We start from the raw sequence: 25,165 nt of genomic DNA, 5'->3' as shown, positions 1-25,165 counted from the left end.
AGTTTACTTTGACGCATTCATTGACCTTGCTACAATTCATATCTGGATTAACAAAATATTATTAGTGGGATAGGTTCATAGAGGAAACTTACTTCGATATCTCCTACGACCCTGTGCGAGACGAGAGCGGGAGCGTGGGGGGAGTATTTTGCATTGTAAGTGAAACAACAGGACGCGTCCTGGGAGATCGGCGTTTACAAACTCTGAGCTTACTGGCGAGCGAAACGGCTCAAGCAAAAACTGTAGAAGCAGCTTGCTTGAGTGCAATTCAATCTCTAGCAACAAATTCTTATGATATTCCATTTGCCATGCTGTATCAGGTGGAGGCAGACGGCAGTAATGCAAAGCTGGTTGGAACTACTACTGCAATCGAGCAAATAGAAGCAATACCATCAAGAGTGAACTTAACTCAGCAGAGTGATGCGTGGAAACTCAACCAAGTTTATCAGACCAGGGAAGCAGCAATCATTGATGATTTGACAACTCGGTTTGGGGCTTTGCCCAAAGGAGCTTGGGACAAACCTGCCTCGGAAGCTTGGGTCGTGCCGCTGATCCCATCTGGACAACAACAAATAGTTGGATTGCTGGTATTGGGCATCAATCCACACCGCGCTTTCGAGCAGGAGTACCGAAAGTTTTTCGATTTGGTAGTAGGGAATGTGACAAGCGCGATCGCCAATGCCGATGCTTATGAAGAAGAACGCAAACGCCTTGAGGCACTAGCAGAACTGGATCGAGCTAAAACGACCTTCTTCAATAATATCAGCCATGAATTTCGCACTCCTCTAACGCTGATGCTGTCGCCGCTTAAAGAAACGTTAACCGAATTAGACGGAATTCTTCCAGCTAAAGCACGAGCGCAATTAGAGATGGTGCAGCGTAATGGAATACGACTGCTCAAGCTGGTGAATACTCTGTTAGATTTCTCACGCATTGAAGCCGGACGCACGATAGCTAGCTATGAACCAATCGATTTAGCTAAATACACCGCAGAACTAGCAAGCATTTTCCAATCTGCTGCTGAGTCTGCGGGATTAGAATTAATTGTAGATTGCCCTCATATAGCAGAATTTGTCTACGTGGATCGGCAAATGTGGGAGAAGATTTTATTAAATTTGCTCTCGAATGCATTAAAGTTCACATTTGAAGGAAAGATTACAGTTTCTTTGCACTTGCTTGGGAATATAGTGTCATTGGTGGTGTGGGATACGGGTACTGGTATTCCAGCACAAGAGGTTCCCCGGTTATTTGAGCGGTTTCATCGAGTTGAAGGTGATAAAGGACGCACCTTTGAGGGTACGGGTATTGGGCTGTCGCTAGTCAAAGAATTAGTCCATCTACATGGTGGGACGATTACGGTTGACAGCACGTTAGGTCAAGGAAGTACCTTTACTGTGCAATTGTCAACTGGAACGGCTCACTTACCGCAAGATCGTCTCAAGACTGACCAAAACAGTGTTTATAGCGTTGCTGGTGCAACGTCTTATGTTGAAGAAGCTTTAGGTTGGCTTCCGAAAGAAGCTGTTGAGCAAGATTTCTCTTCTGCCTCAGATAGCCCCCCTACTTCTTTTGCCCGAATTCTCCTGGTGGATGATAACGCAGATATGCGCGATTATTTGCAACGGATTCTTAGCGAGTACTACACAGTGGACGTAGCTGTTGACGGTGAAACTGCTCTAGCCGTTGCATACAATACCTTGCCGGATCTAATCCTCAGCGATGTAATGATGCCAAGAATGGATGGCTTTGAGTTGTTGCGGCAGTTACGAGGTGATTCTAGAACACGTGAAATTCCAATATTGCTGTTGTCTGCCCGTGCTGGAGAAGAATCGGCAGTCGAAGGCTTAGAAGCTGGAGCAGATGATTATTTGGTGAAGCCATTCAGCCGACGCGAATTGCTAGCGCGGGTTGCCGCGAATCTAGAATTGGGACGAGTGCGCCTTGGGGCCAGTCAGCAGCGCTTTCGCTTCTTGGCTGAATCCATTCCCCAAATGGTTTGGACGGCTGATGCCATCGGGCAGGTGGATTATTGTAGCCCTCGGTGGTGTGACTACACCGGATTGAGCCTTTTGCAAATCCACGGGTTCGGCTGGCAAGACCTGATCCATCCAGAGGATCGAGAACACACTATCTCGGTGTGGACTCAAGCAGTTGAGACGATGAAGAGCTACGAGGTTGAACATCGCTTGAGACAGGCTGATGGAACCTATTGTTGGCATCTCACCCGTGCTTTACCAATGCTGGGTGAAAACAATCAAATCATTCGCTGGTATGGTACTTGCACAGACATCAGTGAGCGAAAACTTGCAGAGTCAGCCTTGCGTCGCTCTGAAGAACGCTATCGAACGCTGTTTGAGTCCATTGATGAAGGCTTTTGCGCGATCGAAATGCTGTTTAATGAAAACGGCACGCCGAACGATTACCGCTTTTTAGAAATCAGTCCGTCGTTTGAAAAACAAACCGGACTCAAGGATGCACTTGGCAAAAGGATATGCCAGCTTGCTCCGAATCATGAAAAGTATTGGTTTGAAATTTACGGGCAAGTCGCTATAACGGGCGAACCCATTCGCTTCGAGAATCAAGCTGTTGCCTTAGACCGTTGGTTTGATGTTTACGCATTTCGTATTGGGCAGCCGAAACACCGAAAAGTTGGTGTCCTTTTCAAAGACATTAGCGATCGCAAATTTGCCGAATCAGCCCTGCGAGAAAGTGAAGAGCTAAAGGAACGAATTTTAGAGAGCAGCCAAGACTGCATCAAAGTTTTAACCTTAGACGGGTAGCTAATCTACTTGAATCAAGGCGGGCTGAACCTTTTAGAAATTGATGATCCTGCGTCTTTATTTAACGCTGAGTGGATTAATTTTTGGCAAGGCGAAGACCAAGAAAATGCTTTGGTTGCACTTGCCGCCGCTTCATTGGGCAATATCGGTCAATTTCAAGGCTACTGCCCCACGGCAAAAGGCAAGCCGAAATGGTGGGATGTCATTGTCACGCCAATTCGAGATGCATCAGGGCAAGTTGTCCAACTCTTGTCAATCTCACGAGATATCACCAAGCAAAAGTTTGCCGAAACTGAACGCGAACAACTGCTTGAGCGTGAGCAAGCTGCTCGTCAGCAAGCTCAGACAGCGAATCGAATTAAAGATGAGTTCTTGGCAGTGCTATCCCATGAATTGCGCTCGCCCCTTAACCCGATTTTGGGTTGGACGAGTTTGCTTCGCAAAGGCTCTTTAGACAAGAGCAAAACTGCTTATGCAGTGGAAACCATTGAGCGTAATGCTAAACTCCAGGTGCAATTAATTGAAGATTTGTTGGATATTTCTCGCATTTTACAGGGTAAACTGAGTTTGAATGTGATGCCCGTAGAGCTGGGTGCAGTGATCCGAGCCGCTCTAGAAACTGTTCGATTAGCAGCAGTAGCCAAGTCACTGCGAATTCAGACAACAATTCCATCCACGCTTGTCACGATTAGCGGAGATGCGGTCAGGTTGCAGCAGGTGCTGTGGAATCTGTTATCAAATGCAGTCAAATTTACGCCGAATGACGGTGAGATTACAGTTGCTTTAAAAATAGCTGGAACTGATGCCCAAATTACTGTCAGCGACACTGGAAAAGGTATTAATCCTGACTTTATCCCCTACATCTTTGAACATTTCCGGCAAGAGGATGGGGCAACGACCCGTAAATTTGGCGGATTGGGATTGGGACTAGCGATGGCACGGCAAATTGTCGAACTGCACGGAGGCAGTATTCAAGCCGAGAGTTTAGGTATTGAACAAGGGACAACTTTCACCGTGAAGTTGCCCTTGCCCAAGCATAATGATTACCGAATAAGCAATCAACCAATTGACGATACGCTTACGTCTTTTACTTTGCCGTTGCTGAATGTGAAAATACTTGTCGTTGACGATGAATTCGACACCCGCGAGTTAGTTGTCTTTGTTTTTGAGCAGGCAGGAGCAATTGTTACCTCTGTACCATCGGCGAGTGCAGCATTGTCAGTTTTAGTCGAGTTCAAACCTGATGTGCTGGTCAGTGATATTGGAATGCCAGAAATGGATGGTTATATGCTAATACGTAAAATTCGGGCGATGTCACTCAATAAGCCAATTCCAGCGCTCGCACTCACTGCTTATGCTGGAGAGATTAACTCTAAGCAGGCAGTAGAAGCTGGATTTCAACGGCATATTTCTAAACCAATCGACCCAGAGATACTTGTACAAACTATCGTAGCTTTAATCGCTTGTACGTAGGTGTTACTGTCTAGTTTGTATTAAGCTGTAGCAAGAAGCACAGCCTTTTAGCAAACGGATTTTGGAATCAACACAGAATAATACGCTTGTAAAGCGCAAATCCTTAATATGGCAGGATGATTGGGTGTAAAGGGGTAGGGGATATTGGTCAAGAATTAAGAATTAAACAAGACGACTTTATAGATCAACTCTCCCCTACACCCCCAATACTTTTCGGTTAAGGGGAAAAGGGAAAGGGTTTGAATTTACCTTTATCCCTTGCCCTTTAACCTTTTCCAGACTAAAAGAGAGGTTGTTGGGTTTATCCGAAAAGTATTGCCTACACCCCTGTATCCGGTCACAGCAAGAGTTTCAAGTTTATAAGCGTGCCATTCCCTCCACAGCCGACGATATGCCATTGGGCAGAAATCTCCAGTCTTCTCGAAACACAACAAGGTAATATCTGCACTCGCATGCTGTTGTTTCCGTACCCAAAGGTCAATCAACTGCTGCCGAAGAGTGAAGAACCTCTCGGAACCGACGCTCATACTCAAGTTCAGGTACTAGGATTAGCCAGCACAGATAGCTTGCAGCAGGGACTCTGCACGAGATTTAAGAATATCTGCATTTGATTAAATGCTACTTCTTCGGTCTGTAATTGTATTTCAATCCTGCATACGCAATAGCTTTTTGTTTTGTAATGGGCTTGCTTTTTGTGAGTAACTATGAGATATTTTGCTTGAGATTTAAATACTATATTCCTATCAACTTACTGTAAAACACTAATAATTAGCAGGCTGCATAAGTTTTTTGATATGAAATTAAGTTTTTTGACAAAGCATCCACTTCTGTTTATCATCATAATTTTCTTTGAGCTTTTTTTCAGTAGTAGAGTAGTTGCTGCTAGCTTCAAATTAGAATTTGCTGCCAAGAACTCTGGGTTGTTACAATCAGCAAATCCTCAAGGTATTACAAGTGCAGAGCAACAATTACGTGTAGATAAATTACTAAAATTGATCCAGCAAAGATTGCTAATTGCACATGATGTAGCCCGATGGAAATGGAATCACAAACGTCCTATCGAGGATCGAAAGCGTGAACAAGAGTTATTATTAAAGGTTAGGCAACAAGCAACAATCCATAGCCTAGAACCCGATACAGTTGCAGCATTTTTTCAAGCACAAATAGAAGCAGGAAAACTTATCCAAGCAGTTGATTTTCAAAACTGGCAAAAGCAAGGCATTAAATCTTTTCCTCACGTGCCAGACTTAAACCTGATATTGCGACCATCTTTAGATAAATTAAATACAGAGTTTCTTTTTGCTTTAACAGAACTGACTCAATTTCTAGGTTGTCCGCAGATACGGGAATTAATTCAGTCACGTTCCCAGGTGATTATTCAGGGAGATGGCATTGTCAAGCAAGTGCAGTCTGTTGCAATTTCACCCTTGTTGCAATTTCAAAGCACTTCTTGCTCCCGTCAGTAGACCGAAAAATTCTGCGATTGTCTTCTTCTAAATGAGACGATCGCCAACCACCTCCCGCAAGGCGATGTGCTATTGGGCAGAAATCCCTGATCTTCTCGAAGCACAGTAATGTAATGTCCTCGCTGGACTGCTGCTGTTTCCGCACCCAAAGCTCAATCAGCTGCTGCCGAAGAGTGAAGAAGCAGTAGAAACTGACGCTCGTACTCTTTTTTCAGCTTCAGTATCTTTGGTAGAGGCTTTCCACCATTTTAAAAGTTCAGGAGTTGGCGCGAACAGGGGAAGGTGTTTGCCTTTCCAGTTTTTAGGAGGGTACAGCGATATTGAGATGCCCTCGTTTATGATTTGTCCACTGTAATATGAAGTAATGTATATACTCTATTGATGTGAATAACTCGGTAGAGTATTTTTGTGAAAGTGCGTCTACCGTAAGCGATCGCCTCTCCTGTGCCCTTGTTACAACCGCCCCTCCACAGCCTGCGATTGCCAGCTTGGGGTAATGGGGCAGCGCTTGAAGGACGAATGACAACCAAGCGCATTGAGACTAATTCGTAATTAAGCTTTAGGCGAAAAACCTTTTTTTGTATAATCCCAGCAATCCAACTATGCTAAGACCAAGTAATGCCGATGGATCGGGTACAGAAGTTTTTTGTGCTGTAAAGCCAGTTTCGTAAGAAATACTAGGGCTAGTAGCTGAAGCAACTCTGTAACTAGCCTCTATTTGTTGTAATCCTTCATCACCAATCGGAACCAAATAAGTACTATCTTGGTCGCCAGTTAATTTTTTGCCTAAATATTCTACTGTCACATCTGGAATTTGCTTTCCTTGATAAAGAACTTGAACTTTCAAGTTTTCTCCTGGTTTGACTACAAGAGGATTTTCTAATGAGATGATTTCTAAAGGCAAGTTGAATGGTTGAGCCAGAGTGTCAGACCAATCGTAAAGAGCTTTAGTATACTTCAGATAATGGCTAACATCTTGATATTGTCCAATTTCTTGTTCGGAAATACTGCGAGATTCCCCGCCTACATTAGCATAATAGCCATTATCAAAAAACGCAGTTAATCCGGCGATTTCACTATTAGAAGTTAGAGATAGTCCGTCTTTTTTTTGATTGATATCAAACGGAAGTATTTGCCTATTAGAATCATAAGCTGTAGCTTGCTTAAATTTAGATGTCTGGTAAGGTTCTGGCCCGTCTTCTGGATGCCCAAACAAGAGGTTATATTCTCCATTATCATAGTCAAACCAAATAATATGTGCTGAAACTGGTTGAATAAACAAGGGTAACATTGTCACTGCTAATAGTAATTCTTTCCATCTTTTAATTAGCATCTAAATATTCCTAAATCAGGTGTTAAATAATTAAAATCATAATATTTAATAATTTACAATCCCCCCGTCAGGGATATTTATGATTAAGAACAGGAGCTTTTTTATTTATTAATAAGAAGTAAACTTTTCTTGTTAGCTGAAATCCCAAATATACCTCTAAATAAATACTTCGTTTATGGGATTGACTTTTTAACCTAAATAAGGGGTTTAAAAAAGCTATGACAGGATACAGCTATCACATCAACGGCTATTGAGCAGACGATAAGCCTACGGAATGGCAACTCTTAGATACGCTCTGCGTTCGCTTACCGCTACAACCAAAGCCTGCGAATTTATCGCAATGAAGCTAAAAGTTATTGCTCACAAGGCTGTAAACGTCGCCCCAAAATTTACCTCTTGATGACGAAACCCCGGTATGAATTACGAAAACAATTGCAAACTGCTTAACCCATACTAGAAGATACGATTGAAGAATTAAGCGTCGATGGTGGAAACAAACGCGATCGCACTACTGAAGGTGAAATAAGTGCGTGGCTTGGCTATAAAGCAATTAGCTTACATGACAATGGAATGGTTAGATCGTCCTTTCAAGGTAATCAGGTTGTGATTGATTGGGTGAATGATCAACAGTTACTTGTATCGATGATGGACATGATGGCATTTGGAATATCATTGACCAACTAGCCCCCGATGTACAACGTCGGGAAGTGCAAGATTTGTTCCATTTGATAGAAAACCTTCATAAAGGTGGGGGTTCGCTAAAATGCTTGAAACAAGCGCAGGGTCTATTATGGAAAGGTCAAGTTGACGCAACTATTGCCCTATTCACTAATTGTAAAGGTAAACAGGCACAAAAGTTTTGCCATTATCTGGATAAACATCGCGCTCGCATTATTAATTACGAATATTATCAAGTAGAACAAATTTGTTCAATTGGTTCTAGTTTGGTTGAATCTGCCGTTAAACAGATTGACCGTCGAACAAAGATTTCAGGCGCACAATGGAAACGAGAAAATGTCCCTCAAATCCTGGCTCATCGCTCTGCTTACCTCAATGGATTATTGTCGGTTTGAGCCACTTCAAAAAGTGAGATGCTCCTAAACGACAATCCTGCCAACACCAGCATATATTATGCATTTGCTCAGTAAATCAATGTCTGTTAATTCTGCTATTACTTTTTTAACGGGTCAAGGCTATTTGGTAATCGACCCGACCAACAAACCTAAGAGTAATGAAGAAAAACGAATGACTTTTACAGAAAAAACCTGTAACGAATTAAAATATCGTATTCTTGGCTTGAAACCAAGAGTCAAAGAACAAGAGTAAATTAATTTAAAATGAAAAATGCCACAGAATACATTGAAATTCCTCGTAGCAAAAATAAAGTGGACACTTTTACAAATAAAGTGTGTAATGAATTAAAAGCCACGAGTTATTGAACAAAAAAAATAAATTTAAGTAGGCACGCGAATAAAATGCTAACTTTATCAGAATACGCCAATATTGCTAGAAACAGAGAAATACACCCAAGAATAAAAACAATCTTTTTAACAACTATAGTAAATATCGATGCGTACACTTGTCAAATTGTAACTTTTAGCGACGGTGTAATTATAGAAATTGAAATGGAACATGATAACGAATATTATTGTGATATAAGTAAAAACCTTTACATTGAAAGATTTCTAGTTGCACCAACTGTTTAAATTACTAAAAAAATAATCATGGACGAAACAAAGCCAAAAATAATCAATATTCCTTCAGAAATATCTGATATCGGTGCATATTTGGAAAATCCGAAAAAATCAGAATTGAATACAGATAGTAAATCAAAATCAATTTACTAGTTTATAAATTAGCGCTCTATCAGTCGATAGGGCGTTTTTTATTGGTTTATCCGGTGTTCGTTCAATAGACATAAATGTTTAGCACATTGTAATGGGCTTGGTACAGTGTGCTGATTAAATGATTTAAACCAGTGTCTAATGTCTAATACCTGTTGAATAGCCAAGACTGTTTAACCCAGTAACCCGTTGCCAGCGATCGCTCAATGACCAATGACTAATACCCAATACTCAAAGCCCAGTCTTTACGGATTAGGCTTTATTTTGGCTATTAGACCCATGCTAATCGTGTTCATACACTCAATACTTTTCGGTTAAGAATTAAGCAGTATTGATAATAGAAAAAATTTTTGAGTTGCATTTAGCTGCCGATTTTCAGGTATAACTCCTAATTTACCTGCTTTTAGGCTTAACCGAAAAGTATTGCTTACAAATCTATGTTCCCTATTTCAACATGGTAATTAAAACAGGAGTCAAACAAGATAGTAGTAATAAGCTTATCCTTGTCTGCAATGATGTTGCAGACAACTGCTTTTTCTTCCAAACTCTTTTAGAAATTGAGGGTTATGAAGTTGAAACTGTCGATTTGGGAGCAGCAGCACTTACTTTTCTGGAATTTAAAAGACCTGCCTTACTTCTACTGGATATAATGATGCCTGTTATGAATGAATACGAAGTAGTTCGCCGCATTAAAAACAATCCTCTTTTATAGCCTTTTCCGGTCTAGTGAGATACGCTTGGTAAATTAGGTTGTGCATTTTACCCAGGTAGAAATGAAGGCATACTCGCTTGACTTACGTCAAAAGATTATCGATACATACTTTGAAGGTGGAATATCTCAGCGTCAACTAGCAAAGAGATTCCGAGTGGCTTTAAGTTTTGTGGAAAAGTTACTTAAGCAGTATAGGGAAATTGGAAGTATTGCTCCCAAGGTTCGCATACAACAAACACCAACGAAGTTAAATTCCCAGCAATTAAGAATTCTTGAAGAAATCGTGTCAGCTAATAAGGATGGAACATTGAATGAACTTCGTAGTCATTTAGAACAAAAAACAGGAGTTCAAATTGGGCAAACGACAATGGATAGAATGTTACGAATGATGAATATCATCAAAGTAAAAAAATACTGCACGCCAGCGATAAAGAAAGTGAGCGAGTCCAATTACTACGGGTAGAATTTTGGCAATTAGTTCAAGGTATTCTTGCCGAAAACCTCATTTTTATTGATGAATCCGGCGTAAATTTATCTTTAGTAAGATTATTTGCACGTGCTCCAAAAGGAAAACGAGCGTATGCACCTCGTCCACAAAAACGTCTCTTTAATAGGTGCCATTGCTCTTAAAGGTGTGATTACTTAAGTTAGCCTCCTTGGGACGACAGATGGGCTAAGATTTGAAGCATTTATTTCCCAAAAGCTAGTTCCAAAACTTTGGAAAGGTGCTTGTGTAATCATGGATAACTGTTCGAGCCATAAAGGTCAAGAAATTGAGGCTTTAATTGAAGCAGCCGGAGCTAAACTAATTTATTTACCACCATATTCTCCTGATTTTTCACAAGCTTGAAAATTGTTGGTCAAAAATTAAGAGTATACTTCGTTCTCTTGGTGCCAGAAATTATCCAGACTTAGCTTTAGCTATTGAAAAAGCCTTTAGTAAAGTCTCTTTAAATAATATCCGTGCTTGGTTCACTCATTGTTGTTACTGTACCTCACCAGACTAGAAATTGCTATAGAATCTTTACCTATTGTGTTGATCACAGCTGATGAAAAGGCATTTTTTCAGAAAGAATTTGATGTGAAGGTGCATGGAGTTATCCGAAAGCCTGTTGATCCCGATGCATTAACGCCAATGAAGGTGGTCTTATTATTAAATGGGAACGCAAGATTAAAAATAAAGGTAATGCGGTTTATAAAATATGGATACTCGTATCCCAGAATGTATTCGTCCAGTATTAAATGATTATTTGTTGTCATTACAAATCGAACTTCCGGGTCTGATAGAAGGCTTTTATATTCATGGATCTATTGCACTTAATGCTTTTAACCCATACTTGAGTGACATTGATTTTATTACTATTTTCATACGACGGGCTACAACATCCGAGGTAAAAAAACTAAAAGCAGTCCATAAAAAACTAGAACTGAGCTACCCACAGTGGAAACTAGAAGGAAGTTATTTGCTTCTTGAAGATATCGGGCGGGAGCAACCAGAAATTGCTCCTTACCCCTACTATCATGACAGCGCTCTGCACTCTGCTGGATACCATGACATAAACCAAACCACTTGGTGGGTGCTGAAACATCGAGGCATTTGTCTGATTGGACTTCCACCAGAAAACCTTGCATTTACAGTTGATTGGAATCTGCTGCAAAGAAAGATGAAGGAAAATCTGAACAGCTATTGGGTGAGTTGGACGCGATCGCCAAGTAAATTAGCATATTTATTAACAGATAGTGGTATTCAGTGGGCTGTGCTTGGCGTTCTGCGTCTGTTTTACGTGTTGAGAGAGCATGAAATCCTCTCGAAAACGGAGGCTGGTCGATATGCTTTGGTGCATCTTCCACCAAAGTGGCATCAACTTATTCAAGAGGCAATTAACCTCCGTGAAATTCGGCATGGTTCCTCTTATCGCAGCAAAGTGAGCCGCGCTGTTGAAGCAGTACGCTTCTTACGCTATGTAATTAATGTATGTAACGAAATACGCATTTGACATTTGACTTGCTTATATCTGGGATGGTGTTGATGCTGGCAGCTAACTCTTGGTGACAGCAGTTTCAAGATTTTTGGTTAGTTTTGCATAAAACACAAAACAAAAGAAGAAGAATATTACATACCAAACGAATTATGTATAAACCAAGAGACAACGCTTTAAAAGTCCCCAATTTTATTTCGCTTTTCAAGTGCTGCCCTGAACTCCTTGCTCAGGGCAGTTTTTCTTATACAAGTGGCCTCCTTTGAGTCTTGCACCCGTTGTCCGGCAGTGAGAGCTTACGCCAATGATCTGGTTGCCTAAAATATTTATATTAAAGAACTTTCAATTACGTAGCTTGCTGCTAGCTAGAGGCTAGGATTACGAATTACGGATTAGTATAAGTGGGTGTGTCAGAGTTTTGCCTTTACAGACAATGTATGATTCTTGGGAACAGGGAGCAGAATAAAGCGTGATAAAAGCAGAAGTAGCGTCTTACGGATGTTGGCGATCGCCGATAACAACAGACTTAATTACTGCAAGTACAATTGGGTTGGGACAAATTGCCCTCTGTGGCGAAGAGATTTACTGGAGTGAGCTACGACCGTCAGAGTCAGGTAGAAATGTCATAGTGCGGCGGGGTGCAAATGGTGAAATCCAGTCCCTCACGCCTAGTGGCTTCAATGTGCGTACTCGTGTGCATGAATATGGTGGCAGTTCCTTTCTTGTGGTGAATGGCACTGTTTACTTTTCCAACTTTATTGATCAACGCCTATATTATCAACAGAGCGATCAAGAGCCGCAAGCCATCACCCCAAAAGCTTCCACACGCTATGCAGACGGTGTTTTTGATCGTCAAAACAACCGAATTATTTGTGTGTACGAAGACCACACAGATGTGACAAAGGAGGCGAGTAATAGTTTAATCGGCGTGGAACTAGACGGAGATCATAAAATCCAACTATTAGTATCTGGAAATGACTTTTATGCTTCGCCTCGCCTTAGCCCGGATGGTTCACGTTTAGCTTGGCTGACTTGGAACCATCCTAATATGCCTTGGGATGGGACTGAACTATGGGTAGGGGAATTAAAGGCAGATGGTTCTCTAGGAAATACTCAAAAAATTGCTGGGGGTTTAGATGAGTCTATTTTTCAGCCACAGTGGTCGCCAGATGGTAAGTTGTATTTTGTTTCTGACCGTACAGGTTGGTGGAATATATATCGTTGGCAAGATGAAAATGTAGAAGCGCTAACTCAAATGGAAGCAGAATTTGGTCAGCCGCAATGGAATTTTGGGATGTCCACTTATGCTTTTGGGTCTGCCAACCAGATTATTTGTACTTATACCCAGCAAGGCATTTGGTATTTAGCAAGCCTTGATACACTAACATGTAACTTAGAATTAATAAATACGCCCTACACAGATATTAGCTCTCTCCACGCCACCTCTAAACAGGTAGTTTTTCGCGCAAGCTCGCCAACTCAATTAGCAGCAATTGTCCGTTTGGATCTGACAACTAAAGAGCTAGAAGTACTACGGTGTTCTAGTGATGTAACTATTGATGCTAGTTATCTTTCTTTACCTGAAGCTATTGAGTACGAAACATCTGATGGCAAAACAGCATACGCCCTTTTCTACTCACCTCGAAACCGTGACTATACGGCTCCTGAGACTGAAAAACCGCCCTTGATTGTCAAAAGTCACGGTGGCCCCACCGCAGCAACTTCTAGTAGCCTCAATTTTAACATTCAGTATTGGACTAGCCGAGGAATAGCGGTTTTGGATGTAAATTATGGTGGCAGTACAGGGTACGGGCGGGAGTATCGGCAACGGCTTTCTGGGAACTGGGGAATTGTAGATGTGGATGATTGTGTTTTTGGTGCGCGTTACTTAGTGTCACGGGGAGATGTAGACGGCGCTCGTCTAACCATTTCCGGTGGGAGTGCAGGTGGTTACACAACGCTTTGTGCCTTAACTTTCCGAGATACTTTTAAAGCAGGAGCCAGCTATTTTGGTGTCAGTGACTTGGAAGCTTTAGTTCGGGATACACATAAGTTTGAATCACGGTACTTGGATGGTCTGGTTGGCCCTTATCCACAACAGCGTCAGATTTATCAACAGCGTTCGCCAATTAACTTTAGTGAGCGTCTAGCCTGCCCAATGATTTTTTTTCAGGGATTAGAAGATCGAGTAGTTCCGCCCAATCAAACTGAAGCAATGGTTACAGCGCTAAGAACAAAAGGTGTACCTGTGGCTTATGTTGCTTTTGAGGGTGAACAACATGGTTTCCGCAAAGCCGCAAACATCAAACGTTCTTTGTCAGCAGAACTTTACTTTTATTCACGAATTTTCAATTTTGAAATTGCCCAACCAGTCGAGCCTGTAGTCATTGAAAACTTTTAGCTAAGTAGCTGTAATCAACTTTTGATTTTTTTTGTTTAGGATTAGTTTCTTATAAGTTTTTGTCTTTCCTCATTTAATATTTGATTATGGAATTAGTATTAGTGAAGCTAGGAGGTTCCTTAATTACTGACAAGGATAAACCTTATACTGCTCGAAGAGAAATTATAACACAACTGGTTGAGCAAGTGAGCCTAATCAAACATGAGAATCCTAATCTGAAACTGATTATTGGTAACGGTGCTGGTTCTTTCGCCCACCAATCAGCGAATAAATATAATACAATTAATGGTTTTTCATGTGATGAAGAAAAACTCGGGTTCTGCTTAGTTCACCAAGATGCTTTAGATTTAAATTTTCTCCTAGCTAAAAAATTTTTACAGGCAGGGTTGCCAGTGGTAAGTTTGCCACCTATTACTATGATAATCACTCACAACAAAAAACTATTGAGGAGTGACTTTAGTGTGATAGAAAGTAGTCTACAAGCAGGTTTAATTCCTTTAGTTTTCGGTGATGTAGTTCTAGATCAAGCTATTGGTGGTACTGTATTTTCGACAGATGCAATGCTTGCAGAACTAGCGAAATACTTCTATCTTCAAGGTAAGTTTAAAGTTAGACTAATAAATGTTGGGAATTATGCAGGTGTATATGACCAAGATGGGCAAGTAGTTTCCAATATTACTCAAGCTAACTATTCTCGGATTAAACCTTTCTTGGGCAAGAGCAAATCAGTAGATGTTACTGGCGGGATGGCTAAGAAAGTTGAGGAGTTTTTGACTATTTCTAGTTTAGGGATTGACTGCTGGATAATTGATGGGAATATCCCAGGTAATTTAGCCTCTTCAGTTTTAGGTACGCCAACTCTAGGCACTTTAATTAGGGCATTTTAACTAAAATGATTTCAAAACTGTTGGTAGTTAATCCAAATTACTTACCCTTAATCTTTTTGAGATAACTCATTGAGAAAGGCAGAGGGCAGTTCTTGCTGAAGGCAGCTATGAATCTATCCCACTAATAAAATTAAATTATGCGAACCCAGATGTGAACTGTCGCTAAGGAAAGAAAACCATTAAAGCAGGCGGAAATTCGCTTCCACCGCACAACCTCTGTGCTTCTCTTTTCTGTCCCCTGCTTGTTGGTTGTCCTCTTCCTTACCTGTACCAACACATTTCAAGTGAGTTGCTTTTGGTTTGTCATAAAAATCCTCCTGATAATTGTTTCTGTATGTCAGTAAATAACTGCGCGGCAAAACTGGGTGGCACAGAATAGCCGATAATTGACCCAGCCGTAGCAGTTTCGTTGGGGAATTTGTACCAACTGGGAAACCCTTGCAAGATTGCAGCCCCTTCAATAGACAAGGATTTGACCGTACCATCCGGCAACCAGATATCAGCGAACTTACTTCGGTTGCAACCTTTGTGATCTGTGAAATGCGACCGCAGAATGGTGTTAGCGGGGTGCGACCCTGGCTTGTACTTGGGTAACTTGCGTCCCCCAACCCGTTCAATCAACAATGGTGTTGGCGCATTCCCGGCTAAAAATTTCTCTAAAGCTTGTTGCTGTTTAGGTAGCAGCTGTGAATCAGGTATTGTGGGGATGAGATGCGCGATCGCCTCGTACCATCCTATTGGTTTTCTGCGAGTTGGTAAGGCAACGTGAAAACCCTTGCTTGCAATCAGGACTAACCGCCGCCGCGCCTGGGGTAGTCCAAAATCAGCCATATTCACCACACTGTAAGTAACCGAGTACCCCTCAAGTTCCAAAGCATCCAGAATGATGGCAAAACTCTGACTGTTCTGATAGCGCGGCACATTCTCCAGCGTAAACACCCGTGGTTGCAACTGTCGGATGGCTTCAGCAACTGCGATCGCAGCCGTCAGATCATCGGTAGTTTCGCCGCCTTTACCCGCTTTAGCTGTGTGGGCTTGGCTGAAGTTGGCGCACACCGGGGAGGCATGAAGGTAGTCGGGGTGGCGGGGAAAACCTAGAAATCCTGACTGCGCTACTTCTTGGACTGTTAGCTGTACGACTCTACACCCGTATTCGCTAAAGTTGTGGTGATGGGTTTTGGCAATCGCCTGACTTAGTTCTGGTTTACTTGGGTCAAATTCTACTGCAATGACCGGGCGAATCCCAGCTTGTACCATCCCAGCTTCAATCCCGCCGCCACCCGCGAAAAGTACTACAGCGATCGGGGCATTATCTGGAAGAACTGGTTTTATTTTTGTGTTATCAAAATTTTTGCAGACATCTGATTTTGGTGATGGCTTTTTGGTTTTCGCTTTTTTGATAAAGGCGATAATATCTTCCCTAGTTGCCCCCTGCTGTTGCATTAGACGAATCATGTGGACAGCGCCAGGGGGAATTGAGCCTATACTTTTGCTTTTCCATGCCCCGTTTATTTTCTCTTTCCAATTAAATCCCCATCGCCAACAAAAGGGGTCATTTGAGTCACGTTCACCAATCAGACGGGGATAAAAAACGGTTGAGCCATCGAGTAGCTTTTTAATTTCGAGGTACGGATAAAGACATCCGACTGGTTCCCTTTGTGAGGCTTTGACCCCTTTCTCTAAGAATTTTTCGGGTGTTGCAGATAACTCAACTATTACTGATTTTGGCTTTGGAGATAGCGTATGACTTCGGGCTGTTTTAATCATGCAGCCACCTCCATGACCAAATCATCGGGTACTTCAAAAATCCCCAGTTGCCCAATGTAAGGAATCGGTGTAATCTCGCGTGGATTCTCCAGCTTCCAGTGGTACTGCCCAGGCATTCCCCAACCAGACGCAACTTGTGAGAATCGGCAATCAACTATTGTGACAATGCCAATAACTTGTCCACGACGTAGAGAGATTAACTCTGGGATTACTACCCCCATCCCTTGGCAAAATTCTCTCGCTAGCTGGTACTCTTTCTTGGTACAAGTCTTGGCTGCGTGAATCAGAATGTCGCCGCGATAATTGATAGGCCAGCCACGGGTTTCAACATTTTTTAGAGCATAAATAATTGCCCATGCCCAAGGCTGACGAACAGATAGCGCTTTCATGAGTTTTAAAACTCCAATGACTGAACATAAGCGTCTGATGCGGCAATTACCAGAGATATAGATGCAACTGTGCAACTGCCTAATAACTTCTTATTTATAGGTTTTGAAAGATCATTATTGATAGAACCTGAGAAAATAAAAGCTGTTCATTTTGGTATAAAGTGGAAAGTATCATGCGCTGGTTTCCACATTTATTTTGTTGTTATTTTTAGCAGTTACAAATTTACTCAAGTCTTTAGTTATCTGTAGAGTGTGGAATGATAAAGACAGAGAAATAGTAAACTGGGAAGCGGAGGTTTTGATCTGATTTCCTCCGCTTTTATCCTTATTATCCTAATTGGTCTAACCAAGCTACTAAATCTTCAACTGATGAAAAATCTAAAAATGCTTCTCCTAATGCCTCTAATTGCTCCGTAGATAATTCTCGAACTCGTTCAATTATTGATATATCAATTTCCCCAAAACGGCGATTTAGCTGGCGATAGAAAAACTTGAATTCCCCTTTCTGCAAAATATCCTGATAGATAACAGATTCCTGCATAATATCCTCCCGTAAAAATTGACGAATTAAATCTTTTTCAAACCTTAACCCTGCAAATATCTCTGTACATCCAGCAATGTTCTGCCTTTCATCCCTATCTGGAATTTTAGCGATGTTTTGAGCTACTTGGGATAATAAAGTTGTTGGTGAATCAGTTCGAGTTAAAGGTGCAAGAGGCAATAGCGCTGGATTATCCAGAAAAAAAGCTGAATCTTGTTCCCATAACCGTATAACTCGATAACGGTGAATTGTGAACTCATCCGTGTATTCTTCAGTAAATGCAATGGGGTCACTACTTTGTTGCAAGAAGATCACGACTTGGGTTACTGGTGTGTTATATTGCCGTTTCAATCTCACGTAATAGTCTAATACCCGCAAAGGAATTGGCGGATTAGATTTGGGGAGAGTCTGAAACTCAATATGCAAAATCCGACTACTTGTTTGCAAAAATGTGACATAATCTGCGCGGATTGGATCTATTGAAAGTTCAGTTTTAAGTACTGTAACTTCTGTATCTTTATCTGGTAGCAACCACTTGGCAAACTCGGCTGGATACAATTCAGCTAAGTACTTGGCAGTATTATCGTAACTCAATTTTTTCACCCTTATTTCAATTAAAATTTAGTTTTTCCAATCCAGAATGTAGGTATTTAGCTAATAAAGACTTTTCAACTAGATAATGTCTTTCAACTCCTTGAGCCTCTTTTACTAACTCAAGAAAATCCGATGGTTGTCTTCCAGAATCTCCACGACCAAGCACCATCAATGCTATAGCTTCTGCGGTTTCCTCTGAAGAAAGATTATTTATATATTCAGACAATGTATTTATGGGAGTATTTAACGTTTGACGCTCAATCAAAAATTCGATTAGTTCCTTGGCTTGTGTATTGGAATCCGTTAATTTCATATCAGATACTGATTGGGGAGTTTTTGCACCATAAACTAACTTAGCAAGTTCAATGATTTTGTTTACTTTATCAATGGTTAGAAAATTCATCTTCATCATAATCTTCTCCTCCTTTTGGATTTTAGACTAAAGCAACATTACTTTTTTAATTGTTATACCTTTTGGCTGATTCCATCGCTGGAATGCTTCTTGTACGAACACTTACAATGCTCAGGTTAACTCCTGTTGTATTTAATATTGAGACTTAGCCAAATTCTTAAACTGTCCAAATCGTTCATCAAACAAGAGATTAACAGTTGTCTCACTACTAAATCGACTTTTCAAAACTGAAACTTCAAAAATGCCTTTTTGGGTAGTCTGCTTATCGTAGTAATCTTCAAGGGTACAAACCCAACATCACAGCAGCCTCCTGTTCAAATCCTCCCGATTCCCGAAAATCTGCTTTGGTTGGACGCTTTTCGGAACGTGAATCAACTTCTCTTTTTAACTGTGCTAAACCCAAGACAGTGCAATTGAATTGTTTAGCGATCGCCCTGAGTTGTTTCAAGATGGAGTCGATTTCTTGTACACGATTTTCGCCACGTTCACGGCGCATTGGTTCAATCAACTGCACATAGTCCACAATCACCAAACTGACTGACCCGCAACGAGTTTGTATATCTTGCAAATCACCCTTAATTTGTGAGGTGGTGATTAGAGGGTTATCATTCGCTTGTTTGACAACAAGAGTGCTGATTGATTCAAAATCCACTTGAAAAATGTTCAAATTTGCTTACATTTCTCCACTGTTATAGCGGTCTGTTATATGCTGTTTAATTGCTGCTTTTGATAATCCAGTAGTCAGATGAATGTAAACTGATGATGTGATTTTTAAGGGCTACTGTAACTATCGCTTTCATTCTTGTTATCCTAGAAATGCAAGAGTGTTTTAGTGTGGCGATTGTTACTTATTAAGTGGCAGTCGCTTTTTACTTTGATTGTCAGAAACCCTGAAATTACAGTACTTTTGTCATGTGTTTAGTACTCGCTAAATAAGTCTTTTTTATCACAAATGATTTCAAGATATTGCTAGTTGCTTGACTACGTGAAAAGAAAGCTTTTGATGTTAAATATTGGTAATATTTGATGCTTTGCTAAGAACTTGGATCTTTAGATGAGCGTTCGCTACTGTGGTGGAAGTGTTGGCTTTTAGTTTGCACATACGAAGGACTTCTTGGCATTTGTGGGGTAAAGGGGAATAGGGATGGAATTTCCCCTTTACCTTTCTCCAACATCTTGGCATTTGTTACTTCTGCAAGATGTCTGAAGTGTTGCTAACGATGAAAAAACTCTGGAAAGTGATGTCCTAAGATGGTAGCCCCAAATTGGAGCGGGCATCAGATAAGTCTTTTTCAAGGCTCACCAATCTGGACAAGTCAACTATGAAAGCGTTTTGAGAAAAAGCAATTTGCTTTCCTTTAAAGTAGCGGGTCTGAATCCCCCACTAATTGATTTTGACCGGAGCTTGTCGTTTGTCTCCGGCTTTGCTCCTGAATTCAGAATAGCTGAATTCTTCTTCAAGTTCGCCTGTAGTAATCAGCACAAGCTGCACTGGCTCAACGTTGAGATGGGTGGCGATCAGAGCGAGGATTTTTTCGAGAATTAGGGCAAGTGATGACAAATCCACCTTCTGATTCATATCGTTCAACCTTTTCTCATGCTACCGTCAAACAAAACAGGAGATTGTGATAACTCCCTTTCAGGCAAGGCGACGACTCTTGATTCAAGGGAAGAGGGGCAAGTATCCAAAATTTTTTTTGAGTTGTAATAGCTAGGAGCAAGCAATTCAAGGCACAAAGGTGTTTGGCTGTTTAGTATACATCGGAGCGCCTAAAGCCCTCAAACCGCCAATTAACTTTTAGATAAAAAACGAAAAAACAACAACGGAGAAACTAACAATGGCTGGTAAGTTGATCGACAAAGTGGCAATTGTAACAGGGGCATCGTCTGGTATTGGTGAGGCTACAGCACTAGCGCTGGCATCAGTTGGCGCTACGGTAGTAATTGCTGCCCGTCGGAGCGATCGCTTGCAAGACCTAGAAGCCCGGATTACTGGCACTGGTGGAAAAGCCTTATCCATTACTGCTGATGTTTCAGATGAGGCGCAGGTAGAAGCCTTGGTGAACCAAACTCATGCAAAATTTGGCAGAGTTGATATTCTCATCAATAATGCAGGGGTGATGCTGTTAGGTCTGATTGACGGTGCAGATACAGAAGACTGGCGACGCATGATCAATCTCAATGTATTGGGATTGATGTATGCTACTCACAAAGTTTTACCTTTGATGAAGGCACAAGGTGCTGGGCACATCGTCAACATTTCATCAGTTGCAGGTAGAGTTGCTAATGCTGGAAGCGGTGTCTATAACGCTAGCAAATGGGCGGTTGGTGCGTTTAGTGAAGCACTTCGCAAAGAGGTTTATCAAAATAACATCCGCGTCACGATTATTGAACCAGGGTTGGTAGCAACAGAATTACCGCAGCACATTACGGATTCATCTGCAAAAGAGCAGGCAAAAAACTTCTACGGTTCGGTCAAAAATCTTGAGAGTGAAGATATTGCCAATGCGATCGTTTATGCCGTCACACAGCCTCCACACATTAACGTCAACGAAATCTTAATCCGCCCAACTGAACAAGAACGGTAATTATAATTTCTGTACTTCAACGTACTTTATAATATATTTATTGTTCATAATTTTGAGCGACTTCACTAATAATCGTTTGCAACAGAGAATTTATATTTTGTGGCTGAAAAGCATTAAGTCCAACCGAACTAAATCTTTGAATTGCTTGTTGATATGATTTTTTATCATCGTACCCTTCCTCGAAGTATTGATTATTGTAATATCCATAAAGAATAAAACTAGAATCAATCATTCTTATAAAAGGTTCCGGTTGAGCAAAAGATTTTGCATTATTAAATAGCTGAATTAGATAGATATAAAAGTAAGTTAAAAATCCTTAATTTCTTGCCGAGAAAATTATGACTCAAATGCTTGAACTGGCATTTGATTATTGTAAGTATCTGCTTCGTTCTCAAATAATTTATAGGTATTATATTCAAACCATCCACGAGAATCAAAAATTTGTATTAAATAAAAAAAATTACCTGTTGACTTTTTAACTATTAGTAATAGGGGGAAAATAAATGAGCCTTTATCGCTATCAAATAAATTACTACTATTGCCAAACAGCCGAGTTAAAGTAATAAATAATTGTGCCAGATTAAGATTAGCTTTGTTATCAGTTTCTGAGAAATAAAGCTCCTGATAAAGGGTAAAATTATGTTTAATATCAATACTATTTACTTTGAGTAGTCTGCATTCAGCATCGTCTAGTCTCCAAAGTTCAAATTTAATATTATTTAATTCAAGTTCAACTTTAATACGTTCTCGAATTTGTCTAACTACTTGTTTCATAGATTTTGCTCTAATTCATTAAAAGCGCAGTATTGTCGTAATGTAATGAGTCAATTTTCGATTATTTCGCTAGTTATAGTTCGCAAAATATTATTGATATTTTGCGAACTTGTGGAACTAATACCAATTGACTCTAAACTTTCAATAGCTGCAAGATATTCTGATTGAGATTGGTATTTCTCCTCAAAATAATGCTCATCTTTATAGCCATAAAGGATATACTCAGAGCTAATCTTCTTGAAAAACTGCTCAGATGGTATCAAGAGCCTTCTACTTTGAAAACAGCCCTCAAGATAACCAGAAAAATAACTGATAAAATAGTTGATTTCTTGGCGAGAAAATTCTATTTCAAAAGGTTCACGAAGTATTTGAGTATCATAACCTTCTACTTCAGCTTCTAGAACCCTGTAAAAGCTAATATACAGTGTACCCCGATCATCATAAATATTAATTAAATAGAAGAATCTGCCTTGTGCTTTTTCTAAAACCAATAATACTGGAAAAGAGAAAGTACCTTTCCAATCGTCAATCCAATCGCTGCTATCACCAAACAAGTGCGTTAAGCAGACATATAATTCAGCCAAATTGAGTTTATTTTTGTTCTCGCGTTCGGAAAGATAAAAGTGCATATAAAACATATAGTCATCTTTAATGGGAAGGCTTTTTTGCCGAAGTTTTCTAAATTCGCCATCATCCAAACGCCAAAGCTCGTATGTAATATCTTTCCATTTGAGCTTAACTTTACTGCGCTGTTTAATTTGTCTAACTACTTGCAACATGATAATTAATTGGCTCCAGCTTTCTAGTAATAATGTACTATATTAATGTTTTAGTTACAGCTTGACAATATGGTTAATGAAAATCCGCAGACAGAATTTGATAGCCCGTGGAAACAGTTACTCCAACTGTATTTTGAAGAGTTCATGCTGTTCTTCTTTCCCCAAGTACATGGAGAAATAGACTGGACACAACAGCCTGAGTTTTTGGACAAAGAATTAGAGCAGGTGGTGCGTGATGCAGAACTAGGGAAAAGACTAGCAGATAAGCTCGTAAAAATATACCGCATTGGTGGGTAGGAATCCTGGATACTGATACATTTGGAAGTTCAAAGTCAAGAATCAAGCGACTTTGCAGCTAGGATGTTTACTTATAACTACCGGATTTACGATAGATATAAGCGCTCTGTTGCATCGTTGGCAGTTTTGGGTGATGAGCGTTCAAACTGGCGACCGAATCAATTTGGTTACAACCTTTTTGGCTGTACGGTTGAGTTCACATTTTCAATTGTCAAATTGTTAGACTATCAACAACGTCAATCTGAATTAGAAGCCAGCCGAAACCCTTTGGCGACAGTGGTGATGGCACATCTAAAGGCGATGGAGACACGCAATGATAGAATAAAGCGCAAGCAACAGAAATTGGTTTTAGTGCGTAGATTGTACGAACAAGGCTTAAGACAGGAAGATGTTATTAACTTATTCGGGTTCATTGACTGGATGATGACTCTACCAGCGCAACTAGAGACAGAATTTTGGCAAGAATATCGTGATTTTGAGGAGTCTTTAAGTATGCAGTAAGCCAATTTCAACAATTAAGGATTGGGGAATTTTATCGCTTAATGTCCCAAAAATATGGGGTTGGTTGCGTTGTGATTAATTATTTAGCTCACCCGGCAACAGGTGATTTGTTCAAAGTAGCAACCTACGCATTACCGACTAGTAATGATTTACTGCCAATGGATAGAATTGTTGTGGCTGGACTTAACCCAAAAGAATCTATCGCATACGTTCGCTTAATTAGTATCCAGTCAGAATCAGTTTTAGCTGTCACGCACTTGAAAGCTCCAATTATGGATGAGGTCGTAAATGTCAATACCAACGACGAGATAACGCTTTTTAGATAGTCATTAGCCAAGACAAATCAACCCGCTAGCAAGGGCGATGCCGACTGTGTTTGCGCTGACTACGTAACCAAAAGCCTGAAATTAGCCATCCATTCCACCCAATCAGGCGCTCCATCTACCAGTTGAGCAAATCTGTCTGGGCAAATCTCGTCAAATTCGAGCATCACCCCCCACCGTTCATCACTCGTTAGCGTACTGAGTAATTCCTTAACCTTGTCAACTCCATCCTCCACCCGCTCAATCGCCAATCGAGCGTAATATTTAACTTTATCCCACCAAGAATCACTGAGTTCTGGCTCTGTGTCCATACCCCCCCGATTATTATCTCCACTTTCATTAAAGGTGGGTGTGGACGGAGCATTAATCCCACGTGAGTTCGACGGATAGGAAAACGCAAAAAGCCTGCTATGTATGAATTTGCTCAAGGGTGCATTCTTCAGGCGATCGCGGAGGGTGGGCAGTGGTGGAGGCAATCCTACGATTAATTGAGAATCGGGTAAAAAGTCACAAAAAATGCCGAGACTAAAAAATATCTAAGAAAAATCAAGGTCTCAGCTATGTCTACCATTGTATCTCGCCTGGATATCACGCAAATTTTCTGCGATGTAGATGATTTCTGTAACCAATGGGAAAATCTCTGGCGGCAAGTACCACAATTACCATCGACAAAAGGAGAACGGCGCAGCAGTTCTCGGATGCATTTATCAGAAGTGATGACAATAGTCATCGCATTTCATGGCAGTGGATATAAGACTTTCAAAGAATTCTATACCATGCATGTGCTTCCAGGATGGCATAAAGCATTTCCCAATTTAGTTAGCTATACTCGGTTTGTGGAACTGATGCCCTGGTGCTTAATGTTATTATGCTGCTTTTTACATACACGCACAGGAGAAATTACTGGGATTAGCTTTATTGATTCCACCCCAATTAATGTTTGTCATAACTGTAGGGCACATTCTCACAAGGTGTTTAAAGGATTAGTGAAATGGGGCAATAATTCTGTGGGCTGGCACTTTGGGTTTAAGCTTCATTTAATTATTAATGATTGTGGAGAATTACTCGCATTTTCACTAACCCCAGCAAACGTAGATGACCGAAAACCAGTCCCAGAAATGACTAAGGACTTAATTGGTAAACTTTTTGGTGACAGAGGATACATCTCTCAAAAACTATTTGAGGAGTTGTATGAGCGAGGGTTGCAGTTAGTCACAAAATCTAAGAAGAAAATGAAAAATCGTTTGGTAAAACTGATTGATAAGATTCTGTTACGCAAACGTGCTGTAATTGAGTCGGTCAATGACCATCTGAAAAAGTAAGGA

27 protein-coding genes and 2 pseudogenes are annotated in these 25,165 nt (G+C 40.7%); 17 read left to right on the top strand and 12 right to left on the bottom strand.

Going from position 1 to position 25,165, the window contains the following annotated elements; translation table 11 throughout:
- Nucleotides 1-134 precede the first annotated feature (134 nt).
- From HWQ43_RS17920 to aroQ, 4 genes are all read left to right on the top strand, one after another.
- The gene (locus HWQ43_RS17920) at nucleotides 135-2,780 is read left to right on the top strand and encodes an ATP-binding protein (protein WP_292736504.1); all 2,646 of its coding nucleotides are present in this window, start codon (nucleotides 135-137) and stop codon (nucleotides 2,778-2,780) included.
- 9 nt (nucleotides 2,781-2,789) lie between these two features.
- Nucleotides 2,790-4,253, top strand: a complete 1,464-nt coding sequence (locus HWQ43_RS17915) for an ATP-binding protein (RefSeq protein ID WP_292736502.1) — start codon at nucleotides 2,790-2,792, stop codon at nucleotides 4,251-4,253.
- Between the two features lie 452 nt (nucleotides 4,254-4,705).
- Nucleotides 4,706-4,864, top strand: coding sequence for a hypothetical protein (locus tag HWQ43_RS17910; RefSeq protein ID WP_292736500.1), 159 nt, complete (start codon nucleotides 4,706-4,708; stop codon nucleotides 4,862-4,864).
- Nucleotides 4,865-5,047: 183 nt separating this feature from the next.
- Complete coding sequence (gene aroQ / locus HWQ43_RS17905; RefSeq protein WP_292736497.1) at nucleotides 5,048-5,719, top strand: gamma subclass chorismate mutase AroQ; 672 nt, start codon at nucleotides 5,048-5,050, stop codon at nucleotides 5,717-5,719.
- Nucleotides 5,720-6,054: 335 nt separating this feature from the next.
- On the opposite strand, the gene HWQ43_RS17900 is transcribed toward aroQ, so the two are convergent.
- Together HWQ43_RS17900 and HWQ43_RS17895 are read right to left on the bottom strand one after the other, a co-directional pair.
- Nucleotides 6,055-6,255 carry a hypothetical protein gene (locus tag HWQ43_RS17900; protein WP_292736495.1) on the bottom strand — a complete coding sequence of 67 codons (201 nt, stop codon included), beginning with the start codon at nucleotides 6,253-6,255 and terminating at the stop codon, nucleotides 6,055-6,057.
- Between the two features lie 23 nt (nucleotides 6,256-6,278).
- Entirely contained in the window at nucleotides 6,279-7,052 is a 774-nt protein-coding gene (locus HWQ43_RS17895; protein WP_292736493.1) for a DUF4198 domain-containing protein, read from the bottom strand.
- A gap of 456 nt (nucleotides 7,053-7,508) precedes the next feature.
- Here HWQ43_RS17895 and HWQ43_RS17890 point away from each other — a divergent pair.
- The 8 genes and pseudogenes from HWQ43_RS17890 to HWQ43_RS17855 all read left to right on the top strand — a co-directional run.
- Nucleotides 7,509-8,125: pseudogene (locus HWQ43_RS17890) on the top strand (ISKra4 family transposase); the annotation flags it as partial.
- A 79-nt stretch (nucleotides 8,126-8,204) separates the two neighbouring features.
- A complete protein-coding gene (locus tag HWQ43_RS17885) occupies nucleotides 8,205-8,378 on the top strand; it encodes a hypothetical protein (protein WP_292736491.1) in 174 nt (57 codons plus the stop codon).
- Between the two features lie 398 nt (nucleotides 8,379-8,776).
- A complete protein-coding gene (locus HWQ43_RS17880; protein WP_292736490.1) occupies nucleotides 8,777-8,899 on the top strand; it encodes a hypothetical protein in 123 nt (40 codons plus the stop codon).
- A 451-nt stretch (nucleotides 8,900-9,350) separates the two neighbouring features.
- Complete coding sequence (locus HWQ43_RS17875; protein ID WP_292736488.1) at nucleotides 9,351-9,608, top strand: response regulator; 258 nt, start codon at nucleotides 9,351-9,353, stop codon at nucleotides 9,606-9,608.
- A 61-nt stretch (nucleotides 9,609-9,669) separates the two neighbouring features.
- Nucleotides 9,670-10,615, top strand: a pseudogene (locus HWQ43_RS17870) (IS630 family transposase).
- A gap of 195 nt (nucleotides 10,616-10,810) precedes the next feature.
- Entirely contained in the window at nucleotides 10,811-11,605 is a 795-nt protein-coding gene (locus HWQ43_RS17865) for an aminoglycoside adenylyltransferase domain-containing protein (protein ID WP_292736486.1), read from the top strand.
- Nucleotides 11,606-12,056: 451 nt separating this feature from the next.
- On the top strand, nucleotides 12,057-13,988 hold the full coding sequence (locus tag HWQ43_RS17860; protein ID WP_292736484.1) for a S9 family peptidase: 1,932 nt from the start codon (nucleotides 12,057-12,059) through the stop codon (nucleotides 13,986-13,988).
- 86 nt (nucleotides 13,989-14,074) lie between these two features.
- Nucleotides 14,075-14,875: an isopentenyl phosphate kinase gene (locus HWQ43_RS17855; protein WP_292736482.1), complete on the top strand. Its 801-nt coding sequence runs from the start codon at nucleotides 14,075-14,077 to the stop codon at nucleotides 14,873-14,875.
- A gap of 303 nt (nucleotides 14,876-15,178) precedes the next feature.
- On the opposite strand, the gene HWQ43_RS17850 is transcribed toward HWQ43_RS17855, so the two are convergent.
- From HWQ43_RS17850 to HWQ43_RS17825, 6 genes are all read right to left on the bottom strand, one after another.
- A complete protein-coding gene (locus HWQ43_RS17850) occupies nucleotides 15,179-16,642 on the bottom strand; it encodes a DNA cytosine methyltransferase (RefSeq protein ID WP_292736480.1) in 1,464 nt (487 codons plus the stop codon).
- Nucleotides 16,639-17,031, bottom strand: coding sequence for an ASCH domain-containing protein (locus tag HWQ43_RS17845; RefSeq protein ID WP_292736478.1), 393 nt, complete (start codon nucleotides 17,029-17,031; stop codon nucleotides 16,639-16,641). Before HWQ43_RS17845 ends, HWQ43_RS17850 begins: the two co-directional genes overlap by 4 nt.
- 328 nt (nucleotides 17,032-17,359) lie before the next feature.
- Nucleotides 17,360-18,166, bottom strand: a complete 807-nt coding sequence (locus HWQ43_RS17840) for an Rpn family recombination-promoting nuclease/putative transposase (protein WP_292736476.1) — start codon at nucleotides 18,164-18,166, stop codon at nucleotides 17,360-17,362.
- 16 nt (nucleotides 18,167-18,182) lie between these two features.
- A complete protein-coding gene (locus HWQ43_RS17835) occupies nucleotides 18,183-18,578 on the bottom strand; it encodes a DUF3775 domain-containing protein (RefSeq protein WP_292736474.1) in 396 nt (131 codons plus the stop codon).
- A 277-nt stretch (nucleotides 18,579-18,855) separates the two neighbouring features.
- Nucleotides 18,856-19,230, bottom strand: coding sequence for a DnaB-like helicase C-terminal domain-containing protein (locus HWQ43_RS17830; RefSeq protein WP_292736472.1), 375 nt, complete (start codon nucleotides 19,228-19,230; stop codon nucleotides 18,856-18,858).
- Nucleotides 19,231-19,962: 732 nt separating this feature from the next.
- Complete coding sequence (locus HWQ43_RS17825; RefSeq protein WP_292736470.1) at nucleotides 19,963-20,157, bottom strand: hypothetical protein; 195 nt, start codon at nucleotides 20,155-20,157, stop codon at nucleotides 19,963-19,965.
- Between the two features lie 259 nt (nucleotides 20,158-20,416).
- Here HWQ43_RS17825 and HWQ43_RS17820 point away from each other — a divergent pair, with 259 nt between their 5' ends.
- Complete coding sequence (locus HWQ43_RS17820; RefSeq protein ID WP_292736468.1) at nucleotides 20,417-21,166, top strand: SDR family NAD(P)-dependent oxidoreductase; 750 nt, start codon at nucleotides 20,417-20,419, stop codon at nucleotides 21,164-21,166.
- Between the two features lie 37 nt (nucleotides 21,167-21,203).
- Here the strand turns inward: HWQ43_RS17820 and HWQ43_RS17815 are convergent, their stop codons facing one another.
- From HWQ43_RS17815 to HWQ43_RS17805, 3 genes are all read right to left on the bottom strand, one after another.
- Nucleotides 21,204-21,398: a hypothetical protein gene (locus HWQ43_RS17815; protein WP_292736466.1), complete on the bottom strand. Its 195-nt coding sequence runs from the start codon at nucleotides 21,396-21,398 to the stop codon at nucleotides 21,204-21,206.
- Between the two features lie 104 nt (nucleotides 21,399-21,502).
- Entirely contained in the window at nucleotides 21,503-21,940 is a 438-nt protein-coding gene (locus HWQ43_RS17810; protein WP_292736464.1) for a hypothetical protein, read from the bottom strand.
- 50 nt (nucleotides 21,941-21,990) lie between these two features.
- On the bottom strand, nucleotides 21,991-22,719 hold the full coding sequence (locus tag HWQ43_RS17805) for a hypothetical protein (RefSeq protein ID WP_292736463.1): 729 nt from the start codon (nucleotides 22,717-22,719) through the stop codon (nucleotides 21,991-21,993).
- Nucleotides 22,720-22,788: 69 nt separating this feature from the next.
- Here HWQ43_RS17805 and HWQ43_RS33825 point away from each other — a divergent pair, with 69 nt between their 5' ends.
- The 3 genes from HWQ43_RS33825 to HWQ43_RS17795 all read left to right on the top strand — a co-directional run bounded on the left by HWQ43_RS33825 (nucleotide 22,789) and on the right by HWQ43_RS17795 (nucleotide 23,843).
- Nucleotides 22,789-23,016, top strand: coding sequence for a hypothetical protein (locus HWQ43_RS33825; RefSeq protein WP_366932853.1), 228 nt, complete (start codon nucleotides 22,789-22,791; stop codon nucleotides 23,014-23,016).
- 63 nt (nucleotides 23,017-23,079) lie between these two features.
- On the top strand, nucleotides 23,080-23,517 hold the full coding sequence (locus HWQ43_RS33820; protein WP_366932852.1) for a hypothetical protein: 438 nt from the start codon (nucleotides 23,080-23,082) through the stop codon (nucleotides 23,515-23,517).
- 41 nt (nucleotides 23,518-23,558) lie between these two features.
- Nucleotides 23,559-23,843 carry a hypothetical protein gene (locus tag HWQ43_RS17795; protein WP_292736461.1) on the top strand — a complete coding sequence of 95 codons (285 nt, stop codon included), beginning with the start codon at nucleotides 23,559-23,561 and terminating at the stop codon, nucleotides 23,841-23,843.
- Nucleotides 23,844-23,902: 59 nt separating this feature from the next.
- Here the strand turns inward: HWQ43_RS17795 and HWQ43_RS17790 are convergent, their stop codons facing one another.
- Nucleotides 23,903-24,316 (bottom strand): hypothetical protein, encoded by a 414-nt coding sequence (locus HWQ43_RS17790; RefSeq protein WP_292736459.1) that lies wholly within the window; start codon nucleotides 24,314-24,316, stop codon nucleotides 23,903-23,905.
- Between the two features lie 105 nt (nucleotides 24,317-24,421).
- Here HWQ43_RS17790 and HWQ43_RS17785 point away from each other — a divergent pair, with 105 nt between their 5' ends.
- Entirely contained in the window at nucleotides 24,422-25,162 is a 741-nt protein-coding gene (locus HWQ43_RS17785) for an IS982 family transposase (protein ID WP_292736506.1), read from the top strand.
- Nucleotides 25,163-25,165 lie beyond the last annotated feature (3 nt).

This window comes from Nostoc sp. JL31 (assembly GCF_017114965.1).
In the GTDB taxonomy this organism is placed as follows: domain Bacteria; phylum Cyanobacteriota; class Cyanobacteriia; order Cyanobacteriales; family Nostocaceae; genus Nostoc; species Nostoc punctiforme_A.
This window is presented reverse-complemented; position numbering and strand designations above follow the sequence as displayed.